The sequence below is a fragment of the Pseudomonas sp. HS-18 genome (genome assembly GCF_020401845.1).
Taxonomy (GTDB): domain Bacteria; phylum Pseudomonadota; class Gammaproteobacteria; order Pseudomonadales; family Pseudomonadaceae; genus Pseudomonas; species Pseudomonas nitroreducens.
This window is the reverse complement of record NZ_CP084413.1, coordinates 3,192,380-3,218,912: the sequence shown is the minus strand read 5'-3', so window position 1 is coordinate 3,218,912 and position 26,533 is coordinate 3,192,380. Positions and strand designations below refer to the sequence as shown.

At 65.6% G+C, this 26,533-nt stretch carries 24 protein-coding genes; 10 read left to right on the top strand and 14 right to left on the bottom strand.

From position 1 onward, the window contains the following. Positions 1 to 15: 15 nt before the first annotated feature. Positions 16 to 570 (bottom strand): antibiotic biosynthesis monooxygenase, encoded by a 555-nt coding sequence (locus LDJ84_RS15015; protein ID WP_024762463.1) that lies wholly within the window; start codon positions 568 to 570, stop codon positions 16 to 18. A 68-nt stretch (positions 571 to 638) separates the two neighbouring features. Further along, positions 639 to 1,655: an alpha/beta hydrolase gene (locus LDJ84_RS15010; protein WP_226046540.1), complete on the bottom strand. Its 1,017-nt coding sequence runs from the start codon at positions 1,653 to 1,655 to the stop codon at positions 639 to 641. A 456-nt stretch (positions 1,656 to 2,111) separates the two neighbouring features. Between LDJ84_RS15010 and LDJ84_RS15005 the strand changes: the two genes are divergently transcribed. The 3 genes from LDJ84_RS15005 (at position 2,112) to LDJ84_RS14995 (ending at position 7,921) form a co-directional block, all read left to right on the top strand. Then, positions 2,112 to 5,273: an autotransporter outer membrane beta-barrel domain-containing protein gene (locus LDJ84_RS15005; RefSeq protein ID WP_226046539.1), complete on the top strand. Its 3,162-nt coding sequence runs from the start codon at positions 2,112 to 2,114 to the stop codon at positions 5,271 to 5,273. 154 nt (positions 5,274 to 5,427) lie between these two features. Beyond that, positions 5,428 to 7,431: a peptidase U32 family protein gene (locus tag LDJ84_RS15000; protein ID WP_226046538.1), complete on the top strand. Its 2,004-nt coding sequence runs from the start codon at positions 5,428 to 5,430 to the stop codon at positions 7,429 to 7,431. Positions 7,432 to 7,519: 88 nt separating this feature from the next. Continuing rightward, the gene (locus LDJ84_RS14995) at positions 7,520 to 7,921 is read left to right on the top strand and encodes a hypothetical protein (RefSeq protein WP_065084025.1); all 402 of its coding nucleotides are present in this window, start codon (positions 7,520 to 7,522) and stop codon (positions 7,919 to 7,921) included. Here the strand turns inward: LDJ84_RS14995 and LDJ84_RS14990 are convergent, their stop codons facing one another. The 3 genes from LDJ84_RS14990 to LDJ84_RS14980 form a co-directional block, all read right to left on the bottom strand. Next, a complete protein-coding gene (locus LDJ84_RS14990; RefSeq protein WP_376784789.1) occupies positions 7,922 to 9,253 on the bottom strand; it encodes an OprD family porin in 1,332 nt (443 codons plus the stop codon). It lies immediately after the preceding gene. Further along, positions 9,250 to 10,428 (bottom strand): DUF1624 domain-containing protein, encoded by a 1,179-nt coding sequence (locus LDJ84_RS14985; protein WP_193452511.1) that lies wholly within the window; start codon positions 10,426 to 10,428, stop codon positions 9,250 to 9,252. The genes LDJ84_RS14990 and LDJ84_RS14985 overlap by 4 nt, the downstream gene beginning before the upstream one ends. A gap of 112 nt (positions 10,429 to 10,540) precedes the next feature. Continuing rightward, positions 10,541 to 11,161: an FMN-binding negative transcriptional regulator gene (locus LDJ84_RS14980; RefSeq protein WP_084357801.1), complete on the bottom strand. Its 621-nt coding sequence runs from the start codon at positions 11,159 to 11,161 to the stop codon at positions 10,541 to 10,543. Positions 11,162 to 11,375: 214 nt separating this feature from the next. Here LDJ84_RS14980 and LDJ84_RS14975 point away from each other — a divergent pair, with 214 nt between their 5' ends. From LDJ84_RS14975 to LDJ84_RS14965, 3 genes are all read left to right on the top strand, one after another. Further along, entirely contained in the window at positions 11,376 to 12,569 is a 1,194-nt protein-coding gene (locus tag LDJ84_RS14975) for a GGDEF domain-containing protein (protein ID WP_065084028.1), read from the top strand. A 106-nt stretch (positions 12,570 to 12,675) separates the two neighbouring features. After that, positions 12,676 to 14,199 (top strand): sensor domain-containing diguanylate cyclase, encoded by a 1,524-nt coding sequence (locus tag LDJ84_RS14970; protein WP_024762456.1) that lies wholly within the window; start codon positions 12,676 to 12,678, stop codon positions 14,197 to 14,199. Continuing rightward, positions 14,196 to 14,960: an SIR2 family NAD-dependent protein deacylase gene (locus LDJ84_RS14965; protein ID WP_413247452.1), complete on the top strand. Its 765-nt coding sequence runs from the start codon at positions 14,196 to 14,198 to the stop codon at positions 14,958 to 14,960. The genes LDJ84_RS14970 and LDJ84_RS14965 overlap by 4 nt, the downstream gene beginning before the upstream one ends. A 34-nt stretch (positions 14,961 to 14,994) precedes the next feature. Here LDJ84_RS14965 and LDJ84_RS14960 read toward each other — a convergent pair whose 3' ends face one another. The 4 genes from LDJ84_RS14960 to LDJ84_RS14945 are packed head-to-tail and all read right to left on the bottom strand — an operon-like array spanning position 14,995 to position 19,169. Beyond that, positions 14,995 to 16,098, bottom strand: a complete 1,104-nt coding sequence (locus LDJ84_RS14960; RefSeq protein ID WP_226046537.1) for an agmatine/peptidylarginine deiminase — start codon at positions 16,096 to 16,098, stop codon at positions 14,995 to 14,997. Positions 16,099 to 16,108: 10 nt separating this feature from the next. Further along, positions 16,109 to 17,209, bottom strand: a complete 1,101-nt coding sequence (locus LDJ84_RS14955; protein ID WP_141678331.1) for an extracellular solute-binding protein — start codon at positions 17,207 to 17,209, stop codon at positions 16,109 to 16,111. A gap of 2 nt (positions 17,210 to 17,211) precedes the next feature. Beyond that, the gene (aguB, locus tag LDJ84_RS14950; RefSeq protein WP_226046536.1) at positions 17,212 to 18,114 is read right to left on the bottom strand and encodes an N-carbamoylputrescine amidase; all 903 of its coding nucleotides are present in this window, start codon (positions 18,112 to 18,114) and stop codon (positions 17,212 to 17,214) included. Continuing rightward, positions 18,114 to 19,169, bottom strand: a complete 1,056-nt coding sequence (locus LDJ84_RS14945) for an agmatine/peptidylarginine deiminase (protein WP_226046535.1) — start codon at positions 19,167 to 19,169, stop codon at positions 18,114 to 18,116. Before LDJ84_RS14945 ends, aguB begins: the two co-directional genes overlap by 1 nt. A gap of 133 nt (positions 19,170 to 19,302) precedes the next feature. Here LDJ84_RS14945 and LDJ84_RS14940 point away from each other — a divergent pair, with 133 nt between their 5' ends. Next, positions 19,303 to 20,166, top strand: a complete 864-nt coding sequence (locus LDJ84_RS14940; protein WP_226046534.1) for a LysR substrate-binding domain-containing protein — start codon at positions 19,303 to 19,305, stop codon at positions 20,164 to 20,166. Positions 20,167 to 20,278: 112 nt separating this feature from the next. Here the strand turns inward: LDJ84_RS14940 and LDJ84_RS14935 are convergent, their stop codons facing one another. Further along, positions 20,279 to 20,716, bottom strand: coding sequence for a helix-turn-helix domain-containing protein (locus tag LDJ84_RS14935; RefSeq protein ID WP_024762449.1), 438 nt, complete (start codon positions 20,714 to 20,716; stop codon positions 20,279 to 20,281). A gap of 108 nt (positions 20,717 to 20,824) precedes the next feature. On the opposite strand from LDJ84_RS14935, the gene LDJ84_RS14930 reads away from it, so the two are divergent. After that, positions 20,825 to 21,409, top strand: a complete 585-nt coding sequence (locus LDJ84_RS14930; protein ID WP_024762448.1) for a flavodoxin family protein — start codon at positions 20,825 to 20,827, stop codon at positions 21,407 to 21,409. Continuing rightward, positions 21,406 to 21,630, top strand: coding sequence for a DUF2798 domain-containing protein (locus LDJ84_RS14925; RefSeq protein ID WP_024762447.1), 225 nt, complete (start codon positions 21,406 to 21,408; stop codon positions 21,628 to 21,630). Before LDJ84_RS14930 ends, LDJ84_RS14925 begins: the two co-directional genes overlap by 4 nt. A gap of 62 nt (positions 21,631 to 21,692) precedes the next feature. Here LDJ84_RS14925 and LDJ84_RS14920 read toward each other — a convergent pair whose 3' ends face one another. Beyond that, the gene (locus LDJ84_RS14920; RefSeq protein WP_128082465.1) at positions 21,693 to 22,109 is read right to left on the bottom strand and encodes a hypothetical protein; all 417 of its coding nucleotides are present in this window, start codon (positions 22,107 to 22,109) and stop codon (positions 21,693 to 21,695) included. A 241-nt stretch (positions 22,110 to 22,350) separates the two neighbouring features. Between LDJ84_RS14920 and LDJ84_RS14915 the strand changes: the two genes are divergently transcribed. Further along, positions 22,351 to 23,391 carry an alpha/beta fold hydrolase gene (locus tag LDJ84_RS14915; RefSeq protein ID WP_024762445.1) on the top strand — a complete coding sequence of 347 codons (1,041 nt, stop codon included), beginning with the start codon at positions 22,351 to 22,353 and terminating at the stop codon, positions 23,389 to 23,391. Between the two features lie 63 nt (positions 23,392 to 23,454). Here LDJ84_RS14915 and LDJ84_RS14910 read toward each other — a convergent pair whose 3' ends face one another. The 3 genes from LDJ84_RS14910 to LDJ84_RS14900 all read right to left on the bottom strand — a co-directional run bounded on the left by LDJ84_RS14910 (position 23,455) and on the right by LDJ84_RS14900 (position 26,478). Then, positions 23,455 to 24,705 carry an OprD family porin gene (locus tag LDJ84_RS14910; RefSeq protein WP_024762444.1) on the bottom strand — a complete coding sequence of 417 codons (1,251 nt, stop codon included), beginning with the start codon at positions 24,703 to 24,705 and terminating at the stop codon, positions 23,455 to 23,457. A gap of 79 nt (positions 24,706 to 24,784) precedes the next feature. Continuing rightward, the gene (locus LDJ84_RS14905; protein WP_024762443.1) at positions 24,785 to 25,729 is read right to left on the bottom strand and encodes an electron transfer flavoprotein subunit alpha/FixB family protein; all 945 of its coding nucleotides are present in this window, start codon (positions 25,727 to 25,729) and stop codon (positions 24,785 to 24,787) included. Then, entirely contained in the window at positions 25,729 to 26,478 is a 750-nt protein-coding gene (locus tag LDJ84_RS14900; RefSeq protein WP_226046533.1) for an electron transfer flavoprotein subunit beta/FixA family protein, read from the bottom strand. Before LDJ84_RS14900 ends, LDJ84_RS14905 begins: the two co-directional genes overlap by 1 nt. Positions 26,479 to 26,533: the final 55 nt, after the last annotated feature.

The following is a 26,533-nucleotide window of genomic DNA, read 5'->3' as shown; positions in this document are numbered from 1 at the left end:
ATGTTCCTCTTTCGATCAGCGGGCGTTGAGCCAGGCGGAGAACAGGCGCGTGGCCCGTGGCATGAAAACGTAGACCACCAGCAGGACGATGGTCGCGACGATGAGCATGTTGGCCGGCACGAAGCCACCCAGCAGCGGGATTTGCGTAAACAGCGGGCGCCAGAGCTGCGGCACCAGCATCACCAGCGGCAGGATCACCAGATAGGAGACGGCCGCCTGTTTCCAGCGCGGCGGCTGCTTCTGCGGGTTGTCCGGGGCGGTGAACCAGAACTCGTGGGCGCGGTGCAGTTCCTTCTGCTCGCCGTCGATCAGGTGCGGGTCGGCACGCTCGATCAGCTCGCGGCGCTGCGGCGAGTCGAGCCAGGCCTGCAGTTCATCGGCGCTGGCGAAGCGCAGGACCGAGGTGAAGTGGTCGCCCTGGCGCATCACGTCCACGCCCAGGTGGCCGGGGAACTCGCTGGCAGCGCGGGTCAGCTCGCGCAGGATGGTTTCATAGGCAGCGACGCTGTCGGGGCGGGCGCGGTGGCGGATGATCAGAGTGACGGACTCTTGCTGGGTCGGCTGGTTCATGCAGGTTCCCTCCGGAAAAGTGGCCTCCCCCTTGGTGGGGGAGGCAAGCGGCTCGTTCGACAGACGGCTTACTGCAGATGAACTTTCAGCTCTTCACCGGCCTGGCGCATGGCGGACTGTACCGCCGGGACCTGGCTGATCACGTTGAGCAGACCGTAGTCGTGGATCATTCCGTTGTAGCGCACCGAAGTGACCGCCACACCGGCGGCGTCGAGTTTGCGACCGTAGGCTTCGCCCTCGTCACGCAGTACGTCGGATTCGGCGGTCTGGATCAGCGTGGGCGGCAGGCCCTTGAGCTGGTCGGTGGTCGCGCGTAACGGAGAAGCGTAGATCTCGGCGCGCTGTTTCGGGTCGGTGGTGTAGCTGTCCCAGAACCACTGCATCATCGGCTTGGTGAGGAAGTGCCCCTGGGCGAACTGGTTGTACGAGCCGGTCTCGAAGCTGGCATCGGTCACCGGCCACAGCAGCGCCTGGAAGCGCAGCTTGGGTGCGCCCTTGTCCTTGGCCATCAGAGCGACCACCGCCGCCATGTTGCCGCCAACGCTATTACCGGCCACAGCCAGGCGCTTGCCGTCGACGTTGATCTCCGTGCCGTGTTCGGCGACCCACTTCGTCGCGGCGTAGGCCTGATTGATCGCCACCGGGTAATGCGCCTCGGGGGACGGGGTGTAGTCGACGTAGACCGCCACCGCGCCGGAGTTCACCACCAGGTCGCGGATCAGGCGGGCGTGGGTCGGGTAGTCGCCCAGCACCCAGCCGCCGCCATGGAAGTACATGAACGCCGGCAGCGTTCCTTTCACGCCGGCCGGGCGGACGATGGTCAGCTTCACCGGACCGACCTCGGTCTGCACGGTCTTCTCGCTGACCTGGGTGCCGGAGAGGTCGACCTTCACCGAGGCCTGGGCTCCGGTCAGCACGGCGCGGGCATCCTTGGGCGACAGGGTTTCCAGCGGTTGGCCCTTGCCGGCTTCCAGGGCTTCGAGGAAGGCCTGGGTGTTGTGTTCGACAGTCGGGTTGCCGGCGGCGAAGACGTTGCCGATGGCCAGGGCGAGAGAGGCGACGAGCAGGGATTGCTTGGCGTTCATGATTCGGTTCCTTGAAAGTGGGGGAGGTATTCCGAGAGGACGAACGAATCTTGATCCATGCCCGCAAAGCGCGGAATAGACAGGCTTGCAGGGTCGCTTTGCAGTTTTGCAAGGGCACCGCCCTGCCCTCTGCAATGCCGCATGGACGCTGCATTGCTCAGCTCCAGAGCGGGTGCGTATTGATTCAGGTCAGGCACAAATCCGCCTGGCCATGACGTTTCTCAATACCCATGCCGGATTCGAAAACCTTCTGACATAACTCAAGGGCGTGCCCAGGCCGTGTAGCCGACAATCACCGCCGCTACCAACTCCCGTGAGTGACTCACAGTGCCAGGAAACCACCACTGAAACCCACCGCCCCACCCCTTCACGCCAGGCAACCCCTGGTGCGGCACACGGAAACTGCGCAACCGGGTTCTCTTCACCCATCCCGCCGAGAGGCGGTAGGAAACCGTGATGAAGAACACCCCATTGATGCTCTTCCTGGCCAGCCCGCTGGCCATGGCCACCGCGATGGCGGCCAATAGCGTCACCGAAAGCAACCAGAGCTACACCGCCAACCAGAGCGGCCTTTACGAGGATTTCACTCAGGTTGGCACCATCAAGACGTTCAACGTCAGCGGCGGCGCCATCATCACCATGACCGGGCCGAGCGGCTCGCCCCTGGTGCTCACCGGGCAGACCGTCCGAACCGACGCCGGCAACACCCTCGACATCAAGGGCGCTGGCAGCCTGGTCACCGTCAACGGCGACCTGACTTATAACTACGGCAGCAACACCAACCCCGCCGGCAAGTACGTCTACAACGGCATCGCCGTCACCGGCGGCGGCCGCTTCGTGATCAACGGCAACCTCACTGCCACCTCGACCAACTCCGGCTACAGCAGCCCGAAAAGCGCGATGTATGTGGATGGCACGACATCCAGCGCGGAAATCAACGGAAACGCCAACCTGACCATCGCCGGCGGCAAGGGTCTGTTCGCCGCCAATGGCGGGACCATCGACATGACCTCGAAAGACGGCACGCCCTATGTGCTGACGGTCACCAACAAGTCCAGCCAGCGTTCGGTGGAAGCCAACAATGGCGGCACCGTGACCCTCGACCTGGTGGACATGAACGGTACCTCCTACCTGAGCAACGGCGTGGGCCTGTACGCCACCAAGAACTCGTCCATCACCTTCATGGGTGGCGACTTCAACCAGACCACCAGCCGCCCGGGCGCCAATGCGCTGTTTGCCCTCAACCATTCGAACGTCACCGCCACCGGCTATGACGGCGGCCACCTGCGGATCAAGACCGGCGGCCTCAACGAAATCGGCGCCTGGGCCACCGGCAACTCTCAGGTGACCATCAACAGCGAGAAGCATCAGGACTTCCAGACGGTGATCCACACCACCGGCACCGGGCAATCCCATGGTCTGGCCGCAGGCTCGCTGGGCGGCGGCAGTGCTAGCGCCCCCGTCGACAGCGGCCACGCCGGCGCGCAGTACGGCAACTCCGAAGTCACGGTGTACGGCAAGACCGATATCACCACCGAAGGCAAGGACTCCGCCGGCCTGCGGGTGATGGGTGACGGCGCGAAGATCACGCTCACACCGCTGGTGGCTGGCGTGCGCAACAGCATCACCTCCGCCGCCAGCGCGATCCGCTACTCCTTCGCCAACGGCTACAGCCTCGCCAGCAACGGCGACCGCCTCGAAGGCGGCCAGGTGATCGACCTCACCGACACCGACATGGCGCACCTCGATGGCGCCACCGGCACCGCCGGACTGATCGAAGTCGGCGGCCTCGCCGGGCGCACCAGTGACGGGCAGAACAGCGGCATCATGAATGTCGCCGATGCGGTGAAGGACGCCACCCTGAACCTCGCCAACAGCAGCGCCACCGCCCAGGACGGGCGCAGCCTGCTCAACGTCAACGCCAGCCAGAACAGCGCCGACGGCGTGTTCGCCAGCAGCTTCACGCTCAACACCGAGAACAGCGAACTGGTGGGCCGCGCGGTGACCGACAGCACCGTTGCCGGCGATGGCAGCGTCAGTAGCGCCACGCTCAACCTCAAGGGCTCGCGCTGGTTCCTGCTGGACAAGAACAGCAGCGAGGCCAGCCACTACGCCACCTCTAGCCTCACGGCGCTGGACCTGCAGGACGACTCGCAGGTCTACCTCAACAGCCGCGAGTCCTGGCAGAACGGCTTTGCCGCCCACCAGCCGGAGCACTACGGCAGCCTGCAACTGGGCTCGCTGAGCGGCGCCGGGGCGTTCCACTTCTACACCGACATCGTCAACCAGCTGACCGACAAGCTGACCATCACAGGTACCGACGGCAGCACCGGCAACCATTCGGTCCTGGTGGCCAACGACGGCTCGCAGAGCACCCTGGGCGACGAGCGCATCGAGATCATCGAAACCAACGGCGGCAGCGGCCAGTTCGGCCTCTACGAAGGCGCGCTGGTGGAGCTGGGCGGCAACACCTATGCCCTGCGCAAGAACGAGGACGATAACTGGGAGCTGTATGGCTATACCGCGCCGCCGGTTGATCCGGGCCCGACCGACCCGGTCGATCCAAAGCCTCCGGTTGACCCTATACCGCCAGTAGACCCGACACCGCCTGTCGACCCCACACCGCCTGGCCCGGTCGAACCCGGCGACCCTGTAGCGCCGACGCCGCCCGGCCCGGCACCGGGCCCCGGCACCTCGACTACCCGCGCCTTCCACGCCCAGGTGCACACCAACTACCTGCTGTCCTACCTGGACATGCAGACCCTGCTGCAACGCATGGGTGAGCTGCGCTACACCGAGCGCGATACCGACGGCAACGTCTGGTTGCGCACCAACGGCGGCCGCCTGCACTCCTTCGCCGGCAGCAACTTCGACGGCTACCGCCTGAGCTACCGGGGCATCCAGCTGGGCGTGGACCGCCGCGTGCCAGTGTCCAGCGGCGACCTGTTCGCCGGCGCCATGATCGGCCATACCGAGGCCGACCAGAGCTTCGACGAAGGCAGCGGCGGCGCGCGCAACACCCACGTCGGCATCTACGGCACCTGGCTGCACGAGAACGGCTTCTACATCGACACCGTGCTCAAGGCTGCGCACCTGAAGAACAACTTCAGCGTCAACGACACCCAGGGCAATCGCGTGAAAAGCTCCGGCAGCAGCAACGGCTACTCCGCCTCGGTGGAAACCGGCAAACGCTTCACCCTGCACCGCGAGAAGGACAGCCAGTGGTACGTCGAGCCCCAGGCGCAACTGGTCTACACCGACCAGGGCGGCTTCTCTTCGCGCGCCAGCAACGGCCTGAAGATCCACTACGACGACTACGACTCACTGCTGGCTCGCGCCGGCGGCATCGTCGGCTACGAGCTGAGCAACGCTAAACACAAGTCCGAGGTGTACCTGAAGGGCGGTTACGTTCGCGAGCTGATGGCCGACGACATCGGCTACCGGATCAACGGCACGCCCAAGCAGAGTTCGGACTTCAGTGGCGGCTGGCGCGAGGCGGCCGTGGGCGTTTCCACGCGCCTGACCGGCGGCCACAGCCTGTTCATGGAAGTGGGTTACCGCGACGGCGACAACTTCGACCAGAACCACGCCAACGTCGGCTACCGGTTCGAATACTGAGCCACCCGGGGCGGCTGGTAACGGCCGCCCCGTTCTTTACAGGCGCCCCCTGCGCACCGTCCGGCACGCCACGGATGCCGGCGCGGCGTTTGACCGGTACAATGCGCGATTGCCCGTTCCATACCTGATAAGCACGCCTGATAAAGAAGAAACCATGTCCTTGCCCAAACACCATCTGGAACTGCTCAGCCCTGCCCGCGATGTCCACATCGCCCGCGAGGCCATCCTGCATGGCGCCGACGCCGTCTACATCGGCGGCCCGAGCTTCGGCGCGCGGCACAATGCCTGCAACGAGGTGAGCGATATCGCCCAGCTGGTGGAGTTCGCCCATCGCTACCACGCGCGGGTGTTCACCACGATCAACACCATCCTCCACGACAACGAGCTGGAGCCGGCGCGCGCGCTGATCCACCAGCTCTACGACGCCGGTGTCGACGCGCTGATCGTGCAGGACCTGGGCATCATGGAACTGGACATCCCGCCGATCGAGCTGCACGCCAGCACCCAGACCGACATCCGTACCCTGGGCCGGGCGAAGTTCCTCGACCAGGCCGGCTTCTCCCAGCTGGTACTGGCCCGCGAGCTGAACCTGCAGGAAATCCGCGCCATCGCCGACGAGACCGACGCGGCCATCGAGTTCTTCATCCACGGCGCGCTCTGCGTGGCCTTCTCCGGCCAGTGCAACATCTCCCACGCCCAGACCGGCCGCAGCGCCAACCGCGGCGACTGCTCCCAGGCCTGCCGCCTGCCCTACACCCTGAAGGATGACCAGGGCCGCGTGGTGGCCTTCGAGAAGCACCTGCTGTCGATGAAGGACAACAACCAGAGCGCCAACCTCAGCGCCCTGGTGGACGCCGGCGTGCGCTCCTTCAAGATCGAAGGGCGCTACAAGGACATGGGCTACGTGAAGAACATCACTGCCTACTACCGCCAGCGCCTGGACGGCATCCTCGCCGAGCGCCCGGACCTGGCCCGCGCCTCCAGCGGCCGCACCGACCACTTCTTCGTGCCGGACCCGGACAAGACCTTCCACCGCGGCAGCACCGACTACTTCGTCAGCGACCGCAAGATCGACATCGGCGCCTTCGACTCGCCGACCTTCACCGGCCTGCCGGTGGGCACCGTGGAAAAGGTCGGCAAGCGCGACCTGCTGGTGGTGACCAAGGACCCGCTGTCCAACGGCGACGGCCTCAACGTGCTGGTCAAGCGCGAAGTGGTCGGTTTCCGCGCCAACATTGCCGAGCCGAAGGGCGAGTTCGAGGAAGACGGCGAGAAGCGCTACCGCTACCGCGTCGAGCCCAACGAGATGCCCGAAGGCCTCTACCGCCTGCGCCCGAACCACCCGCTGTCGCGCAACCTCGACCACAACTGGCAGCAGGCGCTGCAGAAGACGTCCGCCGAGCGCCGTGTCGGCCTGTCGTGGGTCGCCAAGCTGCGTGAAGAGCGCCTGGAACTGACCGCCACCAGCGAAGAAGGCGTCAGCGCCAGCGTCGCCCTGGACGGCCCGTTCGGTGTCGCCAACAAGCCCGAACAGGCGCTGGACCAGTTGCACGACCTGCTCGGCCAGTTGGGCACCACCCAGTATCACGCCGACGCCATCGAGCTGGACGCCCCGCAGGCGTTCTTCATCCCCAACTCCCAGCTCAAGTCGCTGCGCCGCGAGGCCATCGAGGCGCTCACCGAAGCCCGCGTGCAGGCCCACCCGCGTGGCGGCCGCAAGGCCGAGACCACCCCGCCGCCGGTGTACCCGGAGTCGCATCTGTCGTTCCTGTACAACGTGTACAACGAGAAGGCCCGCGCGTTTTACCACCGCCACGGCGTGCAACTGATCGATGCCGCGTACGAAGCCCACGAGGAAACCGGCGAAGTACCGGTGATGATCACCAAGCACTGCCTGCGCTTCTCCTTCAACCTGTGCCCGAAACAGGCCAAGGGCGTCACCGGCGTGCGCACCAAGGTGCAGCCGATGCAACTGATCCACGGCGACGAGGTGCTGACCCTGAAGTTCGACTGCAAGCCGTGCGAGATGCACGTGATCGGCAAGATCAAGGGCCACATCCTCGGCCTGCCGCAGCCGGGCAGCGAAGGCGTGAACACCATCGTCGGGCAGATCAGCCCGGAAGACCTGCTCAAGACCATTCGCAAGCCGGCGCACTGAGGCAGACCTGAACCTGCAGGGGCGCATTCGCTCGCTCCTGCAGATCTCCCCCCTGCGCAACTCCCCGATCCCCCGCTATGATCGGGGCATGCCCACCACGCCCCCGCTCCGCCAGCAATGCCCACCCGGCGCCTGCAACTGCGACCGGGAACGGCTACTGGAGACACCCAACGCCGACCTGCGAATCCTGCTGCTGACCCGGCACGAGGAGCAGCGCCTGCTCGAGCGCCTGGAAAATCTCAAGGACCTGGCGGACCTGGAGCACCTGCTGCACAGGCTCTTCGATCAACTCGGCATTCGCCTGCACATCGCCCCCGGCTTCAACGAAGTGCGCACCATGCGCGGCATCGAGTTTGCCTTCGAGGAGCAGCCTGGCCTCTGCCGCAAGACCCGCCAGGCCATTCCCGCCGCGATCCGCCGGGGCCTGGAGAAGAACCCGGAAATCGCCTGGCGGCTGCTGGACGCCCACGACCTGCTCGGCGGGCTCTGATCAGAAGCCGCCTTCCAGCGGGTATTCCACGGCAACCCGCAACTGGTCGGTATTGAGTTCCGTCTGCGCGGCGTTGGCGCGATGGCTGTTGTGCATCAGTACCAGCCGCAGCCCCTTGACCGGGCCTTCCGGCACACGGTATTGCAGCATCAGGTCGCGCTCCCAGTGCTGGCCACCCTCGCCATAACCCAGGTACGCGTAACCGCCACGCGGGTCGACATGGCTGCCATCGATGCCGGTGCCGCGCACGTAGGCCGCCGCCATCGACAGCCCCGGCACTCCGAGCGCCGCCAGGTCCAGGTCATAGCGCAGTTGCCAGGAACGCTCGTTGGGCGCATTGAAGTCCGACAGTTGCACTGCGTTGGTGAGGAAGATCGCTCCGCGGGTCACGTAGTCGAACGGCGTATCACCGTCGACCTGCTGGTAACCGACGCTCAGTCGGTGCGCGCCGAAGCCGTAGACGCCAAGCAGGCTCCAGGTGGTGTTGTCGATCCGCCCGGAGAACGCCCGCCCGGTATCTCGACTGCGATAGAGATTGAGGTTCAGCGACAGGTCCTGTCCCTCGCCCAACGGCTGGCTGAAGGTGCCGCCCAGGTAATCCTGGCGCCAGGTATCCTCGTAGCGCGAGGTGAACAGGCTGAGATTTGTGCCCTTTGTGGGCGAATAGGTGAAGCCCGCCAGGTCGAAAGCAGTGCCCTGGCGACCATTGGAATAATTCACCACGAAGCCGCGATCATGGCTGGAAGCGTTGCGGTCGGTGCTTTCGGTGAAGTGCCCAGCCACCAGCCGCAGCGCGGAAAGCTCCTCGCTGGAGAGAAAGAAACCGCTGGCCGTTTCCGGCAGCAGGCGACTGTCGGAGGAGCTGAATACCGGGGTTTTCACCCGCTGTTCGCCCCACCACAGTGTCGTCGAAGACACCCGCGCCTTCAGCGCCGCACCGCCACGGGCAAAGCTATCCTTGGGATGACCGTCATTGTCCAGGCCGACCAACCGTGCCTTACCGGCGCGACCGCCGCCACTGTCCAGCAGCACGCCCTGATACAGATGCGCGTCCAGCCCCAGCCCGACGCTGCCTCGAGTAAATCCGGACTGCAGGCTGCCCATCAGCCCGTAGGCCCATTCCTGCGCATAGCCATTGCGTTCATTGCGGGGCTTGTAGGCGTTGCGCGCGGCGCTGTTGCGATCACCGTGGCGGTATTCGCGCTGGTCGAACAGCGTGCGGTTTAGCAGGCTCCAGCGGCTGTCCTCAACAAAACCATTGGATTCCTCCTGCCCCGCACCAAATGCCGGTACGGACAACGCCAGCAACACGGCGGAGCTGCGCAGCCTCACAGGTACTTCAGCCAGGCGATATCGCGGCGGCGGGCCTTGAGGCGGGCGAACCAGTGCACCGGCGGATAAAGCACGACGATCAGCAACAGCGCGCCACCCCAGACCGCCCACACCGAATCGAAGCCGAAGTACTGCCCGTGGTTCAGCCCCCAGATTGCCACCGCGACCAGATAAAGCAGCTTCAGCACATAGAGGTGCAGCAGGTAGAAGAACATCGGCGCCGCGCCGAACACCGCCAGCCGGCGGGCCAGAGCGCCCTGCCCGCGGCGCTCGAAGAACACCAGCAGGAGCAGGCCGATCCCCAGGGTCAGGACAAGGAACAGCAGCGACGGCGGGTACTTGGTGATGTTGAAGAAGCTCATCAGCAGTTGCAGGCCGTTGTCGCCGTCGCCCCAAGGCTTCTCGCCGTAGCCGTTGTTCAGGCGCAGGACGATGAAACCGCCCAGTGCGATGGCCGCCGTCAGCAGCAGGTTGCGCGTGCGCCGGGCGGCATTGGCCGAACGTCCGAACCAGGGCCCGGCTGCATAACCCAAGGCAATCACGCCGATCCACGGCAGCAGCGGATAGGACGTACGCAGGCGCAGCGCATCGCCCAGTCCGATCCAGCCGCGATCGTGCAACACCGCCCAGGGCACATGGGCCCAGTGCTCGGGTGCAAAGTGCACCCCATCCAGCAGGTTGTGTCCCGCCACCAGCACCAGCCCAAGCCCCACCAGGGCAGCACGCGGCAACCAGACCAGCGCGGAGAGCGCCAGCATGCTCAGGCCGATGGCCCAGATTACCTGCAGGTAGATCACCTTGGGCGGCAACTGGAAAGTCCAGGCGAAGTTCACCAGGGTCACCTCCAGCAGCACCAGGAACAGCCCGCGCTTGAGCAGGAAGGCCGAGACCGCCACGCGGCCCTCGTGCCTCTCGCCATAGAGGAAGGCGGAAAGCCCGGTGAGGAAGACGAAAACCGGCGCGCAGAGGTGCGCCAGGGTGCGACTGAAGAACAGCGCGGGGTCGGTCTGGGTCACGTCCATCGGATCGCTCACCTGCAGGTGCAGGTAAAACGTCTCACGGACGTGGTCCAGCAGCATGAAGAGTATCACCAGCCCGCGCAGGGCATCGATGGAGTGGAGTCGGGTAGTGGCTTTGGTGATGACAGCTGAGGGAGGCGTGATGGCGGAGGTCATTGAGGGAATCGACTGCGATTGAATTGTAATATTATTACATTTCAGGCAGCCGACCTGCCAACCCCTTAAAACATGCAGACATGTCTACGACGGCCATCCGCACCCGCGGGCCTCATTCCATGGCGCGCTGCATCGCGGCGGAAAGTTCGCTGCTGCCAAGCTGTTCCAACCGCTCGGCGGCGCCCAGGCGATCACGTTCTTCCTTGTTCTGGCTGAGTTTGGACTTGCCGACGATCTCGCTGATTTCCACCTCGATGCCGACGATGTTGGCCAGCATGCCGCTGATGAACTCCGGGGTGGAATCGCTCATCTTCCAGGGCTTCGCTTCACTGGCCTCGTGGGTGCGGGTCAGGCGGCCGACCACGCCGCGCACGAAGCGCTCCTCGTCCATGACCTTGAGGCGACCGCGCACGTGCACCACCTGGTAGTTCCAGGTCGGCACCTGGCGGTGTGCTTCGTGCTTGCTCGGGTACCAGTTGGGCGACACATAGGCGTGCTCGCCACGGAAAATCACCAGCACTTCCTCACCGTCGGATTCCTGCCACACGGGGTTGTTGCGGGCGACGTGGGCGCGCAGCAGCGGCCGCTCGGTGGAGAGTTCCAGTTCGAAGGGCAGATGATTGGCGTCCAGCAGGCCGCCATGACCGGTGACCAGGATGCCCAGGGGATACTCGCGGATCAGCCGGTGCAACTCGTCCGTCCGGGTTTCCTCGAAATGCGCGGGTACGTACATGAAAGGCCTCGACAGCAGGTGACAGCGATCATCATGCCGCGGTATTGGCACCTTATAAAGATCCATTGCCGACCCTGTCGACAGAGCCAATCCCCGGCGGCCGAAGATTTGGTACACCCTATGCATCACCCCGCTGGACGGCAATGGTGCCGCCCCCTACTCTAGCCCTTGGCCAGCATTCGCCCCGGACGGCAGACACAGGCTCCCACTCTCCATGACCGCACCCGAGTTTCCCGCCGCTCCTCCCCGGCAATCCCAGGGGAGAATTCCGCCGCGCCTGCACGATGCCTACAAGGCGTACGTGGTCCAGCATTACCGGCGTTTCCTGCTGGCGATCAACTTCATCGCCATGGCCGCCTACGACTCCTACGTGCTGGCCGACGCGCTGCTGATCCCGGACATGGCCAAGGAGTCCCTGCTCCTGCGCAGTGGCCTGAGCCTGATCGGCCTGCTCAATATCTTCCTGGTGTTCCGCTTCAGCCGCAGCGTGCTGGTGATGGACATGCTGATGCCGGTGCACGACATCATCTCCACCGTCGCCTGGTTCGAGCTGCTCAAGCGCAGTGCCTCGCCGGACGTGCCGTTCTTCCTCTATGCCTCGGTGGTGTTCATCTTGTTGGGCAACCTCGGCGTGCGCTACTCGTTCAAGGGCATCGCCGTGGTGTCGGCGATCATTTCGGCGATCATTCTCTACAACGTCTGGCTGATCCATGACGGGGCGACCAAGCCGCTGCTGATCTTCACTCTGGTGTACCTGCCCATCGCGCTGTTCAGCCTGTTCATCAGCTGGACCAACATCAAGGGCGTGCGCCAGGCATTCCTCGCCGATCTCGAGGAGCGCCGCCAGCGCACGGAGCTCGCCGCCCTCAACCTGCGTCTGCAGGAGCTGGCCACCACCGACGGTCTCACCGGCGTGGGCAACCGCCGTGCGCTGGACCTGCAACTCAATGAAAGCTGGCACGGCATGCGCGCCCACGGACGCCCCTTCGCCCTGCTGATGGCCGACATCGACTACTTCAAGCCGTACAACGACCATTACGGGCACCAGGCCGGTGACCGCTGCTTGTGCCAGGTGGCCGAGAATCTCGCCGGCACTCTGCGCGGCGGGCAGGCCAACGTCTATCGTTATGGCGGTGAGGAATTCGCCATCGTGCTGGAAGCGACCAGTGCCGAAGACCTGCGCTGCATCGCCGAACGACTGCGCGAACAGGTGGCGAGCCTAGGCATCGAGCACCTGCACCGGCCCGACAGCCTGCGCCAGTTGACGATCAGCCTCGGTGCGGCAATGGCCAACGAGGGCGGACTGCACGAACCGCGCGAGCTGCTCGCCCGCTGCGACCGGCATCTGTATATCGCCAAGCAGAAAGGTCGCAACCGTGTGCAACTCAGCGGCATGCCAGGCGTCTGACCACCATAGCCAACCCGGCACGTGCTGCCGGCGTCTCCCAGGACTGCGCCGGGCGATGCCCGCCCTGCGTGACGACCACCACAGGGAACGTCCCTACGAGGCCAGTGTGAAACGCGACATCCGCCTTGCCATCCTCCTGCTGTCGATCATCAGCCTGGCCGTCGCCATCGCCACGGCCTGGGAGCTGTGGTCGGCCCGCGAGCGCACGCTGGCGGAAACCACCACGCACAACCTCAACCTCACCCAGGCGCTGGATACCTACGTCGAGGGTATTGTCACGCAGAGCTCCATGCTGCTGCTCGGCATTGCCGAGCGCCTGGAACACGAAGGCCTCGACGCTCCGCAGCTGCAACGCCTCAACGAACTGGTGCAGCGCCAGCAGCACCTGCTCGTGCAGCTCAATGGCGTCGGCATCTACGACGCCCAGGGCAACTGGCTGATGACCTCTACCGGCCCCTTCCCGCGCGGCTCCAACAGCGCCGACCGTGCGTACTTCATCCACCATCGCGACAACCCTTCGCTGGAGGCCTACATCGACGGACCGATCCACAGCCGCTCCACCGGCGTCTGGGTAATCACCGTCAGCCGCCGCTACAACGACGCCCAGGGCAACTTTGCCGGGGTGATAGTGGCGGCGCTCGGCGTGCAGGACTTCCTGCGCCTGTTCGGCAAGATCGATATCGGCAGGACCGGCGCCATCGGCGTTGCCACCAGCAGTGGCCAGGTGCTGGTGCGCTATCCCTTCCGCGAGAGCGACATGGGCCGCGTGCTCTCGCGCTCGCCGATCTTCACCCAGTACCTGGATGAAACCACGGTCGGCAGCGCCACCTTCGCGTCCTCCCTCGATGGCGTCGAGCGCATCTATGCCTTCCGCAAGAACGAGCGCTACCCACTGGTGACTTCCGTCGCCCTGGGCAAGGACGAAGCCCTGGCCGCCTGGCGCGCCGACGCCTGGCGCACGGTCGCCATCGCCTTCGGCCTGCTGATGGTCATCGTGGTGATCGGCAGCCTGCTGATCCTCGCCATCCAGCGCCGCATCGGCACCGAACGCCTGCTGCGCGACGCCCGCGAGGACCTGATCAAGGCCAACCGCCAGCTGGAAGTCCTCGCCTCCCGTGACCCCCTGACCGGCCTGGAGAACCGCCGCAGCTTCGACGACCACCTGATCGCCGAACTGCGCCGCGCCCACCGGGAGCGCACGCCGCTGGGACTGCTGCTGATCGACGTCGACCACTTCAAGCGCTTCAACGACACCTACGGTCACCCCGCCGGCGACGACTGTTTGCGTCGCATCGGTCGCGTCCTCGCCGACAGCGTCCGCCGCCCCGCTGATCTTGCGGCGCGCTATGGCGGCGAGGAACTCGCCGTGATCCTGCCCCATACCGGCCCCGATGGCGCCCAGGCCGTGGCCGAGCAGTTCATGCAGCGCCTGCAGACGGCCAACCTCACCCACGCCGGCAGCCCGCTGGGCCGAATCACCGCCAGCATCGGCATCGCCACCCTGCCCGGCGGCAGCGACAGTAGCCCGCAGGCGCTAATCGAAGCCGCCGACCGCGCGTTGTACCGTGCCAAGGCCGCTGGCCGCAATCGCCTGGAAAATGCCCCCACGCTGCCGGGAGCCGCACCGTGATATTCGAACCCGCCCTGCTCGACGTCCTGCGCAACGCCCATCACGTGGTGGTATTCACCGGTGCTGGTGTTTCTGCCGAGAGTGGTGTCCCCACCTTCCGCGACCGCCTCAGCGGGCTGTGGCAGCGTTTCGACGCCGCATCCCTGGCCACCGCCCAGGCGTTCCGTGCCGACCCGCCGCTGGTCTGGGGCTGGTATGAATGGCGACGCAGTGTCGTCCATCGCGCGCAGCCCAATCCCGCTCACCTGGCCATCGCAGCGCTGGCGGGCAAGGTGCCGAAGTTCACGCTGATCACCCAGAACGTCGACGATCTCCACGAACGCGCCGGCAGCCAGGACGTCACCCACCTGCACGGCCAACTGGAGCGCCCTCGCTGTTTCGACTGCCAGCGCGAACCCGACGCAGCGCTGCCGGTTCCGGATGAGCCTGAGGCAGGGCGCCGCCTACCGCCGCCGCCCTGCGCCCATTGCGGCGGCCCGCTGCGCCCCGGCGTGGTGTGGTTCGGCGAAGGCCTGCCGATGAATGCCCTCAACCATGCCTTCCAGGTCGCCGAAGACTGCGACCTGCTGATCTCCGTGGGCACCTCCGGCGTGGTCTACCCGGCGGCCGAAGTCCCGCAGATCGCCTGGCGCGCCGGGGCCACCGTCCTGCACATCAACCCCGCACCGGGCCCGCTGCATGGCGAACGCGACTTCGCCCTCGCCAGCGCGGCGGGCACGGCCCTGCCAGCTTTGCTCAACGAGGCTTTCGCCGAGCGCTGATCGTGCGACGAAGAGCCCGGCAGCACGACGCGGCTTACACCGCCGGCATCTGCAACGTCACGCAATGGATGCCGCCGCCACCGGCGGCGATCGGGTCGATGTTCAGCTGCACGATCTCGCGGTCCGGGTACAGCTCGCTGAGCAAGGCATGGCAATGCTCGTCCGCCGCCGCATCGCCAAACTTCGGCGCAATCACCCCGCCATTCACCGGCAGATAATTGATGTAACCGGCTGCGAAATCCGGGTTGTCGCGGCTGTAGGCGCTGGGCTTGGGCTTCATCGGCGGCGGCAGCGTGTGCAGCTTCAGCGGACGGCCATCGGCATCCGTAGCGGTCTTGAGGATGTCCAGGTGGCGGCGGGTGACAGTGTGGTCATAGGACTGCGGATCATTGTCCAGGTTGACCACCACCACGCCCGGCTCGACGAAGCGCGCGTAGAAGTCCACGTGCGCATCGGTGATGTCCTTGCCACGGATGCCCGGCAGCCAGATCACCTTGCGCAGCCCCAGCACGCGCTTGAGTTCCGCCTCCACGCGAGGACGCGACCAGCCAGGATTGCGGTTGTCGTTGACCCAGCAGCTTTCGGTGAAGATCGCCGTGCCGTGGCCATCCACCTCGATGCCGCCGCCCTCCCCGCACAGCTCGCTGACGATGGCCTTGACCCCCAGGTCTTCGGCCAGTGCCGCCGACACTTCACGGTCGCGCTCGGCGTGCTGCTTGCCGCCCCAGCCGTTGAAGTTGAAGTCGGCCAGCGCCAGGCCGCCCGAGGTGCCGTCGACAAGGAAGCAACCGCCGTAGTCGCGCACCCAGATGTCATCCACCGGCACCGGCAGGAAGTCGACATTCTGCCCACCGCAGGCACGCTTGGCCTCGGCCTGCTGCTCCGGCCGGCAGAGCACGGTCACCGGCTGAAACTCGGCAATGGCGCGGGCCAGCCGCGCCACGGTGGCGTTGACGTCGGGGGCAATGTCTTCCCAGACGTCGGCGCTCGCCGCGTAAGCGACGTACACCCGCTCCTGCTTGCGGTGTTCGTCGGCCATGGTCCATTTGCCCGCGGCCAGGGCGACGCGCCCCAGCCCCAGGCCGAGCCCGGCGGCCAGCGTGATGCCGGTGCCGAGCAGGTTTCTGCGTGTCATCATCCTCGCCTCCTCAACCGCCGGTGCCGGTCTTGAAACTGGTCCAGGTACGCATCCGCGCGCGCATGTCGCGCTGGGGGATGTCCTTGCCGGGGAACAGCCGCGCGTAGGCCTTCTCATCAAGATAGATGTCCGGGTTGTCGCGCATGCTCGCCTCGACCATCGGCCGCGCCTTGGCGTTGGAGGTCGGATAACCGGTGGCGTTGCTGATTGCGGCCATCACCTCCGGGCGCATCAGGTAGTTGATCAGCGCATAGGCGTATTCCGGGTGCGGCGCGTCGACGGGAATGGCCATGGTGTCCATCCACACCGAGGTGCCTTCGCGCGGGACGCGGTACTCGAAGCGCTCGGGCTTCTTCGCATCAATGGCCGCCCGTTGCGACTGGGTGACGTCGCCGCTGTAGCCCAGCGACAGGCACAGGTCGCCATTGACCAGCTGGGTGACCGGCTGCGACTGGAACTTGCGGATGTACGGGCGGATGCCGTTGAGCAGCGCCAGGGCGTCCGCCAGGTCCTGCGGCTTGCCGCTGCGCGGGTCGCGGCCGAGGTAGTTGAGCACCACGGCCAGCACTTCGTCCGGCGAGTCGATCATGGAGATGCCGCAATCGGCGAAGCGCTTGGCCACTTCCGGCTTGAACAGCATGTCCAGGCTGTTCACCGGCGCGCCGGGCATGCGCTGTTCGATCTTCGCCTGGTTGTAGGTCAGGCCGATGCTGCCCCAGGTATAGGGCACCACCGCGTGGCGCGAGTACGGGTACTGGGTCTGCAGCGTCTGCAGGCCCGGCTCGATATCGGCCAGCTGCGTCAGCTTGCTGTCGTCGAGCTTCTGCAGGGCGCCGGCACGCATCAGCCGCTCGGCCACGGTGTCGCCGGGGAAGACCAGGTCGTAGCCGCTGTGCCCGGCCATCATCTTGGCTTCCAGCGTCTCGCTGCTGTCCATTACGTCGTAGATGACGCGGATGCCGGTTTCCCTGGTGAAATTCGCCAGCGTGTCAGGGGCGAAGTAGTCCGCCCAGTTGAACAGGCGCAGGACCTTCTCCTCCTCCGCCACGGCCGGTTGCAGGACGCACGCCAGGGACAACCCCAACGCGCCGATCAGCAGGTGCTTGTTCATGGTCAGACTCCTTGCCAGCGTGGGTGCAGGTGGCGGCCATCGAGGCCGAGCAGAGGGCCGTACATTTCCGGGCGGCGGTCGCGGTACACGCCCCAGGTCAGGCGCTCTTCGCGGGCCAGGTCCAGGTCCAGCTCCTGCACCAGAACGGCGGCCTCGTTGCGCCCGGCCTCGGCCAGCAGCGCGCCTTTGTGGTCAGTGATGAAGGACGAACCGTAGAAGCGCATGCGCAGCGCGTCATCGCTGGGCGCCACTTCCTCGCCGATACGATTGGCGGCCAGCACCGGCAGCAGGTTGGCGGCGGCGTGGCCGCGCTGGGCGGTCTGCCAGTGACCGCGAGAATCCAGTTGTTCCGCGCCCGGCTCGGAGCCGATGGCGGTGGGGAACAGCAGCAGCTCCGCGCCCTGCAGTGCCAGGCAGCGGGCGGTCTCGGGGAACCACTGGTCCCAGCAGATGCCCACGCCAATGCGCCCAACGGCGGTGCCCCAGACGCGGAAACCGGTATCGCCGGGGCTGAAATACTCCTTCTCCTGGTAGCCGATGGCGTTGGGGATGTGCGTCTTGCGGTACACGCCGAGCAGGCTGCCGTCGGCATCGGCCACGGTCAGCGAGTTGAAGTAGGCGTTGCCGGCGCGCTCGAACCAGCTGATCGGCAGCACCACGTTCAACTCCGCCGCCAGGCTGGCGAAGCGTTGCAGCAGCGGGCTGTCGTCGTAGGGCTGGGCCAGCGCGAGGTGGGCGTGGTCCTGCTCGATGCAGAAGTACGGGGTGGCGAACAGCTCGGGCAGGAGGATCAACCTTGCCCCGGCCGCCGCCGCCGCGCGCACGTGGCGCTCAGCTTCGGCAAGGTTACGCGGCAGGTCCCAACTGCAGGAGAACTGCAGCACGGCGACGGTCAGCTTGCTCATCACAGGCCTCCCAGCGGCCAGGCCGGCTGCTGCTGGGTAATGCAGTGCACGCCGCCGCCACCGTGGGCCAGGTTGTTGATGCGCACCGGCACCACTTCGCGACCGGGGAAGGCGCGGGCCAGCACGGCAGCGGCTTCGTCGTCGGCAGCGATGCCATAGGCCGGCATGATCACCGCGCCGTTGGCCAGGTAGAAGTTGGTGTAGGACGCGCAGAACACCTCGGCCTCCGGGTCCACCGCCGCGCTGGCCTCGAACAGCTCGATCAGCTCGAAGGAACGACCCTTGGCGTCGGTGGCCAGTTCCAGCGCGCGGCGGTTCTCGCGGGCGACTTCGGCGTAGGTGCCGAAAGCGTCGTGGGTAGCATCCACCAGCAGCACGCCGGGGCGGGCGAAGGCGCACACACCGTCGACGTGGCCGTCGGTCATGTCCCCGGTAACGTACTGCGGGTCGCCCGGCAGCCAGATGGTCTTGGTCACGCCCAGCAGGCGGGAGAAGATTTCCTCCATCTCGCGCTTGCTCACGCCGGGGTTGCGGTTGGGGTTGAGCAGCACCGACTCGGTGGTGATCAGCGTGCCCTCGCCGTCCACATGAATCGCCCCGCCCTCGTTGGCCAGTGGCGTGCCGAAGCAGTCCAGGCCGAGGTGGTTGAGGATGCGCCGGCCCAGGCCTTCGTCCAGGGTATGCTCGGACTTGCCGCCCCAGGCGTTGAAGCGCCAGCTCACACCGGCCACGCCATGCTGCGGATGGCAGACGAAGGTCGGCCCGGAGTCGCGGCACCAGCTGTCGTCGAGGGGCAGCGGCACCAGCTCGACGTTCGGCCCGCAGAGTTCGGCGGCGCGGGCGACGGCGGACGGGTCCACCACCAGCTTCACCGGCTCGAAGCGGGCAATGGCATTGGCCACTCCGGCGAAGTCTTCCTGCACCTGTTCCAGGGTGACGCGCCAGCCGCCCTCCCAGAGCGGACGATTGTGCGGGAAAGCCATCCAGGTCGCCGCGTGGTTGACCCATTCGGCAGGCATGCGCCAGCCGTTCTGCCTATCGTCATTGCGATGCATATTCAAACCTTTGGTAAGGAATTTTTATCGGAAGAAAAGGATTAAGCGGCGCCTGATGACCATGCTAGGCCTGTAAAAACGCGACAACAAACGATAGATTTTGCGCAAATCTGATTAGGCGAACTTATCGATCATGCTCAAGCACTGGCCACCCCTGAATGCCCTGCGCGGCTTTGAAGCCGCCGCGCGCCTGGGCAGCTTCCACAAGGCCGCCGAGGAGCTGCACCTCACCCAGTCGGCCATCAGCCAGCAGATCCGCAGCCTGGAAAGCTTCGTCGAGCAGCCGCTGTTCTACCGCTCCGGGCGCAAGGTGGCGCTGACCGACGCCGGCGCCGACCTGCTGAGCACCACGCAATCCATGCTGCAGCAACTGGCCGTGGGCATCCGCCGCCTGGACCAGTACCGCAAGCCCAACCAGCTGGTGGTCAACACTACCCCGGCCTTCGCCCGCCACTGGCTCGTGCCGCGTCTGGGCGACTTCCACGCGCGCCATCCGCAGATCGACCTGTGGCTGCTGACCACCGACGAAACCCCGGACATGGCCTCCCAGACCATCGACATCGCCGTGCGCGACGACCTCACCGCCCAGGCCGAATGCCGCTTCCGCGTGCTGCTGGAGGATCGTCTCTACCCGGCCGGCCATCCATCCGTACTGGCACAGGCGGAGCCGTCGCGCACCACCCTGCACGGTGAACGGGAGATGGACTGGGCGCACTGGCAGGTGCAGGGCGGCGCGGATGTCGGCCAGCGCAGCGAGGGGCTGAACTTCTCCGATCCCGGATTGCTGCTGGATGCGGCGAGCCAGGGCCTGGGCATCGCGCTGGTGAGCCAGTTGCTGGCGGGGGATGCACGGCAGAATGGCTTGCTGGCCCCACTCAGCGAGCAGACTGTGCGCGGGCCGAACTGGTCGCTGCTGGTGCATCAGCAGAGCGAGCGGAATGCGCAGGCGCAGGGGTTCTGCGAGTGGCTGTCGGCCGCACTTGGCGTTTCCTTGTAGGGGCGGGCCATGTCCGCGATCCGCTGGCAGGGCCGGCGCCGGACGGGACTCAAGCAAGAATCAGACGCCCCCTAGCTCTGTGCCAACCGATACCACCCTCTCTCCAGCCCCATCAGACAGCACCCTTCCCCTTCCTCAACCGTCCCCGCTCCTTCTTCCCCTCCAGCGCACTCTTCGCCGCCGCCTTCACCAGGCGCTGGAAGGTCGGGCACTCGGCGTGGCTGGGCGCCGGACAGGCTGCCGCGTGGCGCAATCCCCGGCTCATCGCTTGCAGGCGCCTGATCGTGGCATCCAGCTCGTCCGCCTTGGCCGCCAGCATCGCCCGGTCGATATGGGGCCCACCGTCAGCTGCAAACATCGAGCGGATATCGTCCAGGCTGAAACCCGCTGTCTGCCCCAGGGTGATCAGCGCCAGCTGGTCGAGAATCTGCGAGGCGAACTGGCGGCGCGCGCCGGGCTTCGCCAGGGAGACGATCAACCCCTTCTCCTCGTAGAAACGCAGGGTAGATGCCGGCACGCCGGAGCGTTTCGCCACATCGGCGATGTCCATGGATCACCTCTTGACTTCAAGTTCACTTGAACTTGTAGGGTCACGCCAAAGCCCATCCCGGTCAACCCAGGATTGGGCTTTCACCTTGCGTGCACCCACGGAGAAGCCATGAAAACCATTGCCATCGTCTACCACAGCGCCAACGGCCGTACCGAGCGCATCGCCCAGACCATCGCCAGCGGAGCGCGCCTTGTCTCCCGCTGCGACGTGCAGCTGCTCAGGGCCCAGGAGCTGATCGGACGCCCGGACGCCCTCCTCGCCTACCACGGCCTGATCTTTGGCTCCCCCACCTATCTGGGCGGCGTCTCGGCACCGCTGAAAGCTCTGATGGACGCCACCGGACCGTTGTGGCGCCAACAGAAGCTGCGCGGCCGCCTCGCCGCCGGCTTCACCGTTTCCGCGCTGCCGGCGGGCGACAAGCAGTCCACGCTGATCTCGCTGTTCACCTTCTGCATGCAGCACGGGATGCTCTGGGCGGGCAACCCGATCCTCCCCGAGCAGCACCTGGGCGTACCGTTCGAGGAGGCCGCCAACCGCCTGGGTTCCTGGTCCGGCCTGATGGCCCAGGCCGACAAGACTGCAGCGGACTTCTGCCCCGGCGACCTGAAGACCGCACGGCTGTTCGGCCAACACTTCGCCGAAACCCTCGGCCGCCTTCACCAGCCCCAGCTCGAACAGGAGGCTCAAGCATGATCGCGCGCCGATACGCTCCGCTGCTGTTCGCGCTGATTCTGTCCGGGGTGATGAGCCTGCTGGTCTCCGGCCTTGCCACCGGGCGCGCCGTCGGCCTCGCACCAGGCTTCGCCCATCTCTGGCTCGGCGCCTGGCTCACCAGTTGGGGCATTGCCTTCCCGCTGGTGTTGGTCATCGCCCCGCTGACGCGCCGCCTCGTGGAGAAGCTGGTTCGCGCTTAGGGGCGGACTCCGTCTGTGCTCGACATCCGCCCGCAGAAGTCCAGCCAGGAATCCCTGCCGGCTTACTGCCGAATCCCGTCAGTGAACCGGCAGAAGCCGTCACGCACCGCGCCTTCGGTGGTGTACATCCCCCCCAGGGTGACGAAGACGTAGCTTACCTTGGAGCCGGAGCCCGCCTTTTCCACCACGATGTTCAACGGTGCGTTCCGGCTGCTCAGGATGACGCCCTGGTAGGCGGAGATGGTGCCGCTCTTCTCGTCGGCGGTCTGGATGGTGAAGCCCTCCTTCACCAGGGTCTTCTGCGCCCGGTCGAACACCTTGGCGTAGGGCATGTCGAGCTGGACGTTGGACGTGAAGGTCTTGCCGGCGATGAAGCCGCCCTCGGTGTTGAAGTTGTCTTCGCACTGGTTGCCGGTCTTCTGGTGCGCGCAGCCCTGCAACAGGGTGGCGGCGAGCAGAATCATCGTGATTCGTCGCATCATCGTTCCTTGATCTCGTGGGGCCGCCATCCCTGCGGGTCTACAGCGGCGAAGGGGTTTTATAAGCCGAGGGCCCGCACCCTGACCAGACTTTTCCTTGCTCGGTGAGAGGTTCGACACGGGAAAAATCGCCAATAACACGCTCAAGCACGCACTTTCGCACCATTCGTCCCGGAGTTCTCCCAGCAGTCGATTCATCCTCGCCTACGCTTTGTTCGGCCCACCCCAACAAGGAAAAGACATGTCGGAGTATTTCGATAGCAGCCGCCGCGACCTGATGCGCCTGGCAGCGGTGGCACTCGCCGCCACCCAATTGCCAGCCGTCGCCCTGGCTGCCAGCGAGAAGAGCAAGACCACCGCGTCGCTGAAGGCCGGCACACACACCACCTTCAAGGCGCTCAAGCAGATCGATGCAGGCCTGCTCAATGTCGGCTATGCCGAAGATGGCCCGGCGGATGGCCCGGCGGTGATCCTGCTGCATGGCTGGCCGTACGACATCTACAGCTTCGTCGACGTAGCGCCGGCGCTGGCCGCGCAAGGCTTGCGGGTGATCGTTCCGTGGCTGCGCGGCTATGGCAGCACGCATTTCCTCTCGGAGCAGACGATGCGCAACGGCCAACCCGCCGCGGTAGCCAGCGACATCATCGCGCTGATGGATGCGCTGAAGATCGACAAGGCCGTGCTCGCCGGCTTCGACTGGGGCGCGCGCACCGCCGATATCATCGCCGCCCTCTGGCCCGAACGCTGCAAGGCGCTGGTAGCAGTCAGCGGCTACCTGATCGGCAACCAGGCGGCCGGCCAGCAACCGCTACCGCCGGAAGCCGAGTTTCTCTGGTGGTACCAGTTCTACTTCGCCACCGAGCGCGGCGCCGCCGGCTACGCGAAGAACACCCGCGACTTCACCCGGCTGATCTGGAAGCAGGCCTCACCCAAGTGGGACTTCGATGAAGCCACCTTCGAGCGCAGCGCCAAGGCGTTCGAAAACCCCGACCACGTCGCCATCACCCTCCACAATTACCGCTGGCGGCAGAACCTGGCGGCAGGCGAAGCGCAGTATGACGAGCTGGAACGGAAGCTCGCCAAGGCCCCGCCGATCAGCGTGCCGACCATCACCCTGGAAGGCGACGCCAACGGCGCCTTCCATCCGCCACCCAAGGCCTACGCGGCCAAGTTCACCGGCCACTACGAGCATCGCACGCTGACCGGAGGCATCGGCCACAACCTGCCGCAGGAAGCACCGGTGGCATTCGCCAAGGCCGTCGTCGACGTCAGCAAGTGGTAAGGCCCAGCTCGAACGCATAAAAAAGCCCCGCCTGAGCGGGGCTTTTCGATGCTGCCTGGCGCGTTACCAGATCGGCAAGGTGTAGCTGACGATGAAGCGAGTCTCGTCCATGTCATTGCCGAAGCTGCTGCGGAAGGTGCTGTTGCGCAGCTTGAAGCCGACGTTCTTCAGCGGGCCGCTCTGCACGAGGTAGCCGACGTCGGTGTCGCGCTCCCATTCCTTGCCGTTGCCCTGGCCGTTCAGCAGGTCGATGTTGTCGCCGCGCAGGTAGCGGGTCATCAGGCTCAGGCCGGGCAGCCCGTAGGAGGCGAAGTTGAAGTCGTAGCGCAGCTGCCAGGAGCGTTCGTCCTTGTTGGCGAAGTCGCCGATCTGCACGTAGTTGACCAGGTACGGATCGGTGCCCGACAGGTAGGCGAAGCCGGTGTCGCCGGACATGCGCTGCAGGCCCAGGCCGAACGCCTGGTTGCCCAGCTTGTAGGTGAACATGGCGTTGAGCGCGCGGTTGTCGACGTTGCTGCCGCCATCGTCGGTGGAACGTGCCCAGCGGATGTCGGACTTCAGCGATTGGCCCTCGGCAATCGGCAGCGTGTGCACCAGGCTCACGTAGTGCTGACGATAGAGGTCTTCTAGGTTGGCATAGTGGTAGCTGGTGCTCAGCTGGCTGTTCCAGCGATAGGTGCCGCCGGCGATGTTGAAGCGGTCGCTGGTGAGGTGGCTGCCGGCGACGATGTTGCGCTTGTTGCCGCGGGTCATCGACAGGTCTTCGTTGTTGGACGAATCGCGCTGCTTCACCTCGCGCAGCTGGCCGAGTTGCAGGTCGAGGTCGTCGAGTTCCTTCGACTCCACCAGCGCGCCCTGGAAGGTCTGCGGCAGCAGGCGGGTGTCGTTGTACTGCACCACCGGCAGTTTGGGCAGCAGCGTGCCGACCTTCAGCGTGCTCTTGGACACGCGCAGCTTGGCGGTCAGGCCGAGGTCGCTGTAGTCGTCGGCGGCGCGCTTGTCGCTGGCCGAGTACGGCAGCAGGCCGGAGCCGGAACGGTCCGGGCTGGAATCCAGTTTCAGGCCCAGCAGGCCGAGGGCATCGACGCCCACGCCGACGGTGCCCTCGGTGTAGCCCGACTCGTAGCGCAGCAGGAAGCCCTGGGCCCACTCTTCGGACTTGGACTGCGCGGCACCGCTCTGGCGGTAGTCGCGGTTGAAGTAGAAGTTGCGTGCTTCGATGCTGGCCTTGCTGTCGGCCAGGAAATCCGCATGGGCGAACGAGGGCAGCAGCGCCAGTCCGGAGACCAGCACAGGGGTACGACGATTTTTCATTGTTCTTGTTTCTTTCTACTGGGGTGTTGGCAAAACGCCGGGCCGATGACAGCTGGCCCGGCCAGGGGAATGAGCAGGATCAGAGGGTCTTTTCCAGCTCCGGTACGGCTTCGAACAGGTCGGCGACCAGGCCGTAGTCGGCGACCTGGAAGATCGGTGCCTCTTCGTCCTTGTTGATCGCCACGATCACTTTCGAATCCTTCATGCCCGCCAGGTGCTGGATGGCGCCGGAAATGCCGACGGCCACGTACAGCTGCGGAGCGACGATCTTGCCGGTCTGGCCGACCTGCATGTCGTTCGGCACGAAGCCGGCGTCGACGGCGGCGCGGGAAGCGCCGACGGCAGCGCCCAGCTTGTCGGCCAGGGAATAAAGAATGCTGAAGTTGTCGCCATTGCCCATGCCGCGGCCGCCGGATACGACGATCTTGGCAGCGGTCAGTTCCGGACGGTCGGACTTGGCCAGTTCTTCGCCAACGAAGGCGGACTTGCCGGCATCGGCCGGGCCGGAAACGGCTTCAACAGCGGCGGAGCCACCTTCGGCAGCAACGGCGTCGAAGCCGGTGCCACGCACGGTGATGACCTTGACGGCGGCCGAGGACTGCACGGTAGCGATGGCGTTACCAGCGTAGATCGGGCGCTTGAAGGTATCGGCGCTGACGACTTCGATGATCTCGGAGATCTGGTCGACATCCAGCAGGGCGGCAACGCGCGGCAGGAAGTTCTTGCCGTTGGTGGTGGCGGCGGCCAGCACGTGGCTGTAGCCCTTGCCCCCCTCTCCGTTCACAAGAGCGGCGATCAGCGGAGCTACGTTCTCCGGCAGCTGGTGAGCGTAGGCGGCGTTGTCGGTGACCAGCACCTTGGCAACACCAGCGATCCTGGCAGCGGCTTCAGCCACGCCACCGACGTTATGGCCTGCGACCAGGACGGCGATATCGCCGCCGATCTTCTGCGCGGCAGCAACGGTGTTCAGAGTGGCAGCGCCCAGTGCGCCATTCGAATGTTCTGCAACAACCAGCACAGTCATCAGATCACCTTCGCTTCGTTCTTCAGTTTCTCGACCAGTTCGGCCACCGATTTCACCTTGATGCCGGCGCTGCGCGCGGCAGGCGCTTCGACCTTGAGAGTCTTCACGGTCGAGGCCGTGGAGACACCCAGCGCGTCAGGGGGGAGGAATTCCAGCGGCTTCTTCTTCGCCTTCATGATGTTGGGCAGCGACGCGTAGCGCGGCTCGTTCAGGCGCAGGTCGGTGGTGACGATGGCCGGCAGGTTCAGGGCAACGGTCTGCAGGCCGCCATCGATTTCACGGGTGACGTTGACCTTGTCGCCAGCGACTTCGACCCTGGAGGCGAAGGTGCCTTGCGCGTAGCCGGTCAGCGCGGCCAGCATCTGGCCGGTCTGGTTGTTGTCGCTGTCGATGGCCTGCTTGCCGAGGATGACCAGCTGCGGCTGCTCTTTGTCGACCAGAGCTTTAAGGGCCTTGGCGACAGCCAGGGAGTTCAGTTCTTCGTTGCTCTCGACCAGCACCGCACGGTCGGCACCCAGCGCCAGAGCAGTGCGCAATTGTTCCTGCGCGCCACTCGGGCCGACCGAGACCACCACGATCTCGCTGGCGACGCCCTTCTCTTTCAGGCGTACGGCCTCTTCCACGGCGATTTCGCAGAAGGGGTTCATGGACATCTTGACGTTGGCGAGATCGACGCCGGAGTTGTCCGCCTTGACGCGGACCTTGACGTTGTAATCAACCACGCGTTTTACCGCGACCAGTACTTTCATCAGTTGTTTCCTTGGCTGACGCCGGTTTGTATCGGCGCTGCGGTTGGGGGTGGTT

Excerpts from the sequence above, each read along its gene's own strand:
- LDJ84_RS15015 (WP_024762463.1), bottom strand. The coding sequence starts at position 570 with ATGAACCAGCCGACCCAGCAAGAGTCCGTCACTCTGATCATCCGCCAC.
- LDJ84_RS15010 (WP_226046540.1), bottom strand. The coding sequence starts at position 1,655 with ATGAACGCCAAGCAATCCCTGCTCGTCGCCTCTCTCGCCCTGGCCATC.
- LDJ84_RS15005 (WP_226046539.1), top strand. The coding sequence starts at position 2,112 with ATGAAGAACACCCCATTGATGCTCTTCCTGGCCAGCCCGCTGGCCATG.
- LDJ84_RS15000 (WP_226046538.1), top strand. The coding sequence starts at position 5,428 with ATGTCCTTGCCCAAACACCATCTGGAACTGCTCAGCCCTGCCCGCGAT.
- LDJ84_RS14995 (WP_065084025.1), top strand. The coding sequence starts at position 7,520 with ATGCCCACCACGCCCCCGCTCCGCCAGCAATGCCCACCCGGCGCCTGC.
- LDJ84_RS14985 (WP_193452511.1), bottom strand. The coding sequence starts at position 10,428 with ATGACCTCCGCCATCACGCCTCCCTCAGCTGTCATCACCAAAGCCACT.
- LDJ84_RS14980 (WP_084357801.1), bottom strand. The coding sequence starts at position 11,161 with ATGTACGTACCCGCGCATTTCGAGGAAACCCGGACGGACGAGTTGCAC.
- LDJ84_RS14975 (WP_065084028.1), top strand. The coding sequence starts at position 11,376 with ATGACCGCACCCGAGTTTCCCGCCGCTCCTCCCCGGCAATCCCAGGGG.
- LDJ84_RS14960 (WP_226046537.1), bottom strand. The coding sequence starts at position 16,098 with ATGATGACACGCAGAAACCTGCTCGGCACCGGCATCACGCTGGCCGCC.
- LDJ84_RS14955 (WP_141678331.1), bottom strand. The coding sequence starts at position 17,209 with ATGAACAAGCACCTGCTGATCGGCGCGTTGGGGTTGTCCCTGGCGTGC.
- aguB (WP_226046536.1), bottom strand. The coding sequence starts at position 18,114 with ATGAGCAAGCTGACCGTCGCCGTGCTGCAGTTCTCCTGCAGTTGGGAC.
- LDJ84_RS14945 (WP_226046535.1), bottom strand. The coding sequence starts at position 19,169 with ATGCATCGCAATGACGATAGGCAGAACGGCTGGCGCATGCCTGCCGAA.
- LDJ84_RS14940 (WP_226046534.1), top strand. The coding sequence starts at position 19,303 with ATGCTCAAGCACTGGCCACCCCTGAATGCCCTGCGCGGCTTTGAAGCC.
- LDJ84_RS14935 (WP_024762449.1), bottom strand. The coding sequence starts at position 20,716 with ATGGACATCGCCGATGTGGCGAAACGCTCCGGCGTGCCGGCATCTACC.
- LDJ84_RS14930 (WP_024762448.1), top strand. The coding sequence starts at position 20,825 with ATGAAAACCATTGCCATCGTCTACCACAGCGCCAACGGCCGTACCGAG.
- LDJ84_RS14925 (WP_024762447.1), top strand. The coding sequence starts at position 21,406 with ATGATCGCGCGCCGATACGCTCCGCTGCTGTTCGCGCTGATTCTGTCC.
- LDJ84_RS14920 (WP_128082465.1), bottom strand. The coding sequence starts at position 22,109 with ATGCGACGAATCACGATGATTCTGCTCGCCGCCACCCTGTTGCAGGGC.
- LDJ84_RS14915 (WP_024762445.1), top strand. The coding sequence starts at position 22,351 with ATGTCGGAGTATTTCGATAGCAGCCGCCGCGACCTGATGCGCCTGGCA.
- LDJ84_RS14910 (WP_024762444.1), bottom strand. The coding sequence starts at position 24,705 with ATGAAAAATCGTCGTACCCCTGTGCTGGTCTCCGGACTGGCGCTGCTG.
- LDJ84_RS14905 (WP_024762443.1), bottom strand. The coding sequence starts at position 25,729 with ATGACTGTGCTGGTTGTTGCAGAACATTCGAATGGCGCACTGGGCGCT.
- LDJ84_RS14900 (WP_226046533.1), bottom strand. The coding sequence starts at position 26,478 with ATGAAAGTACTGGTCGCGGTAAAACGCGTGGTTGATTACAACGTCAAG.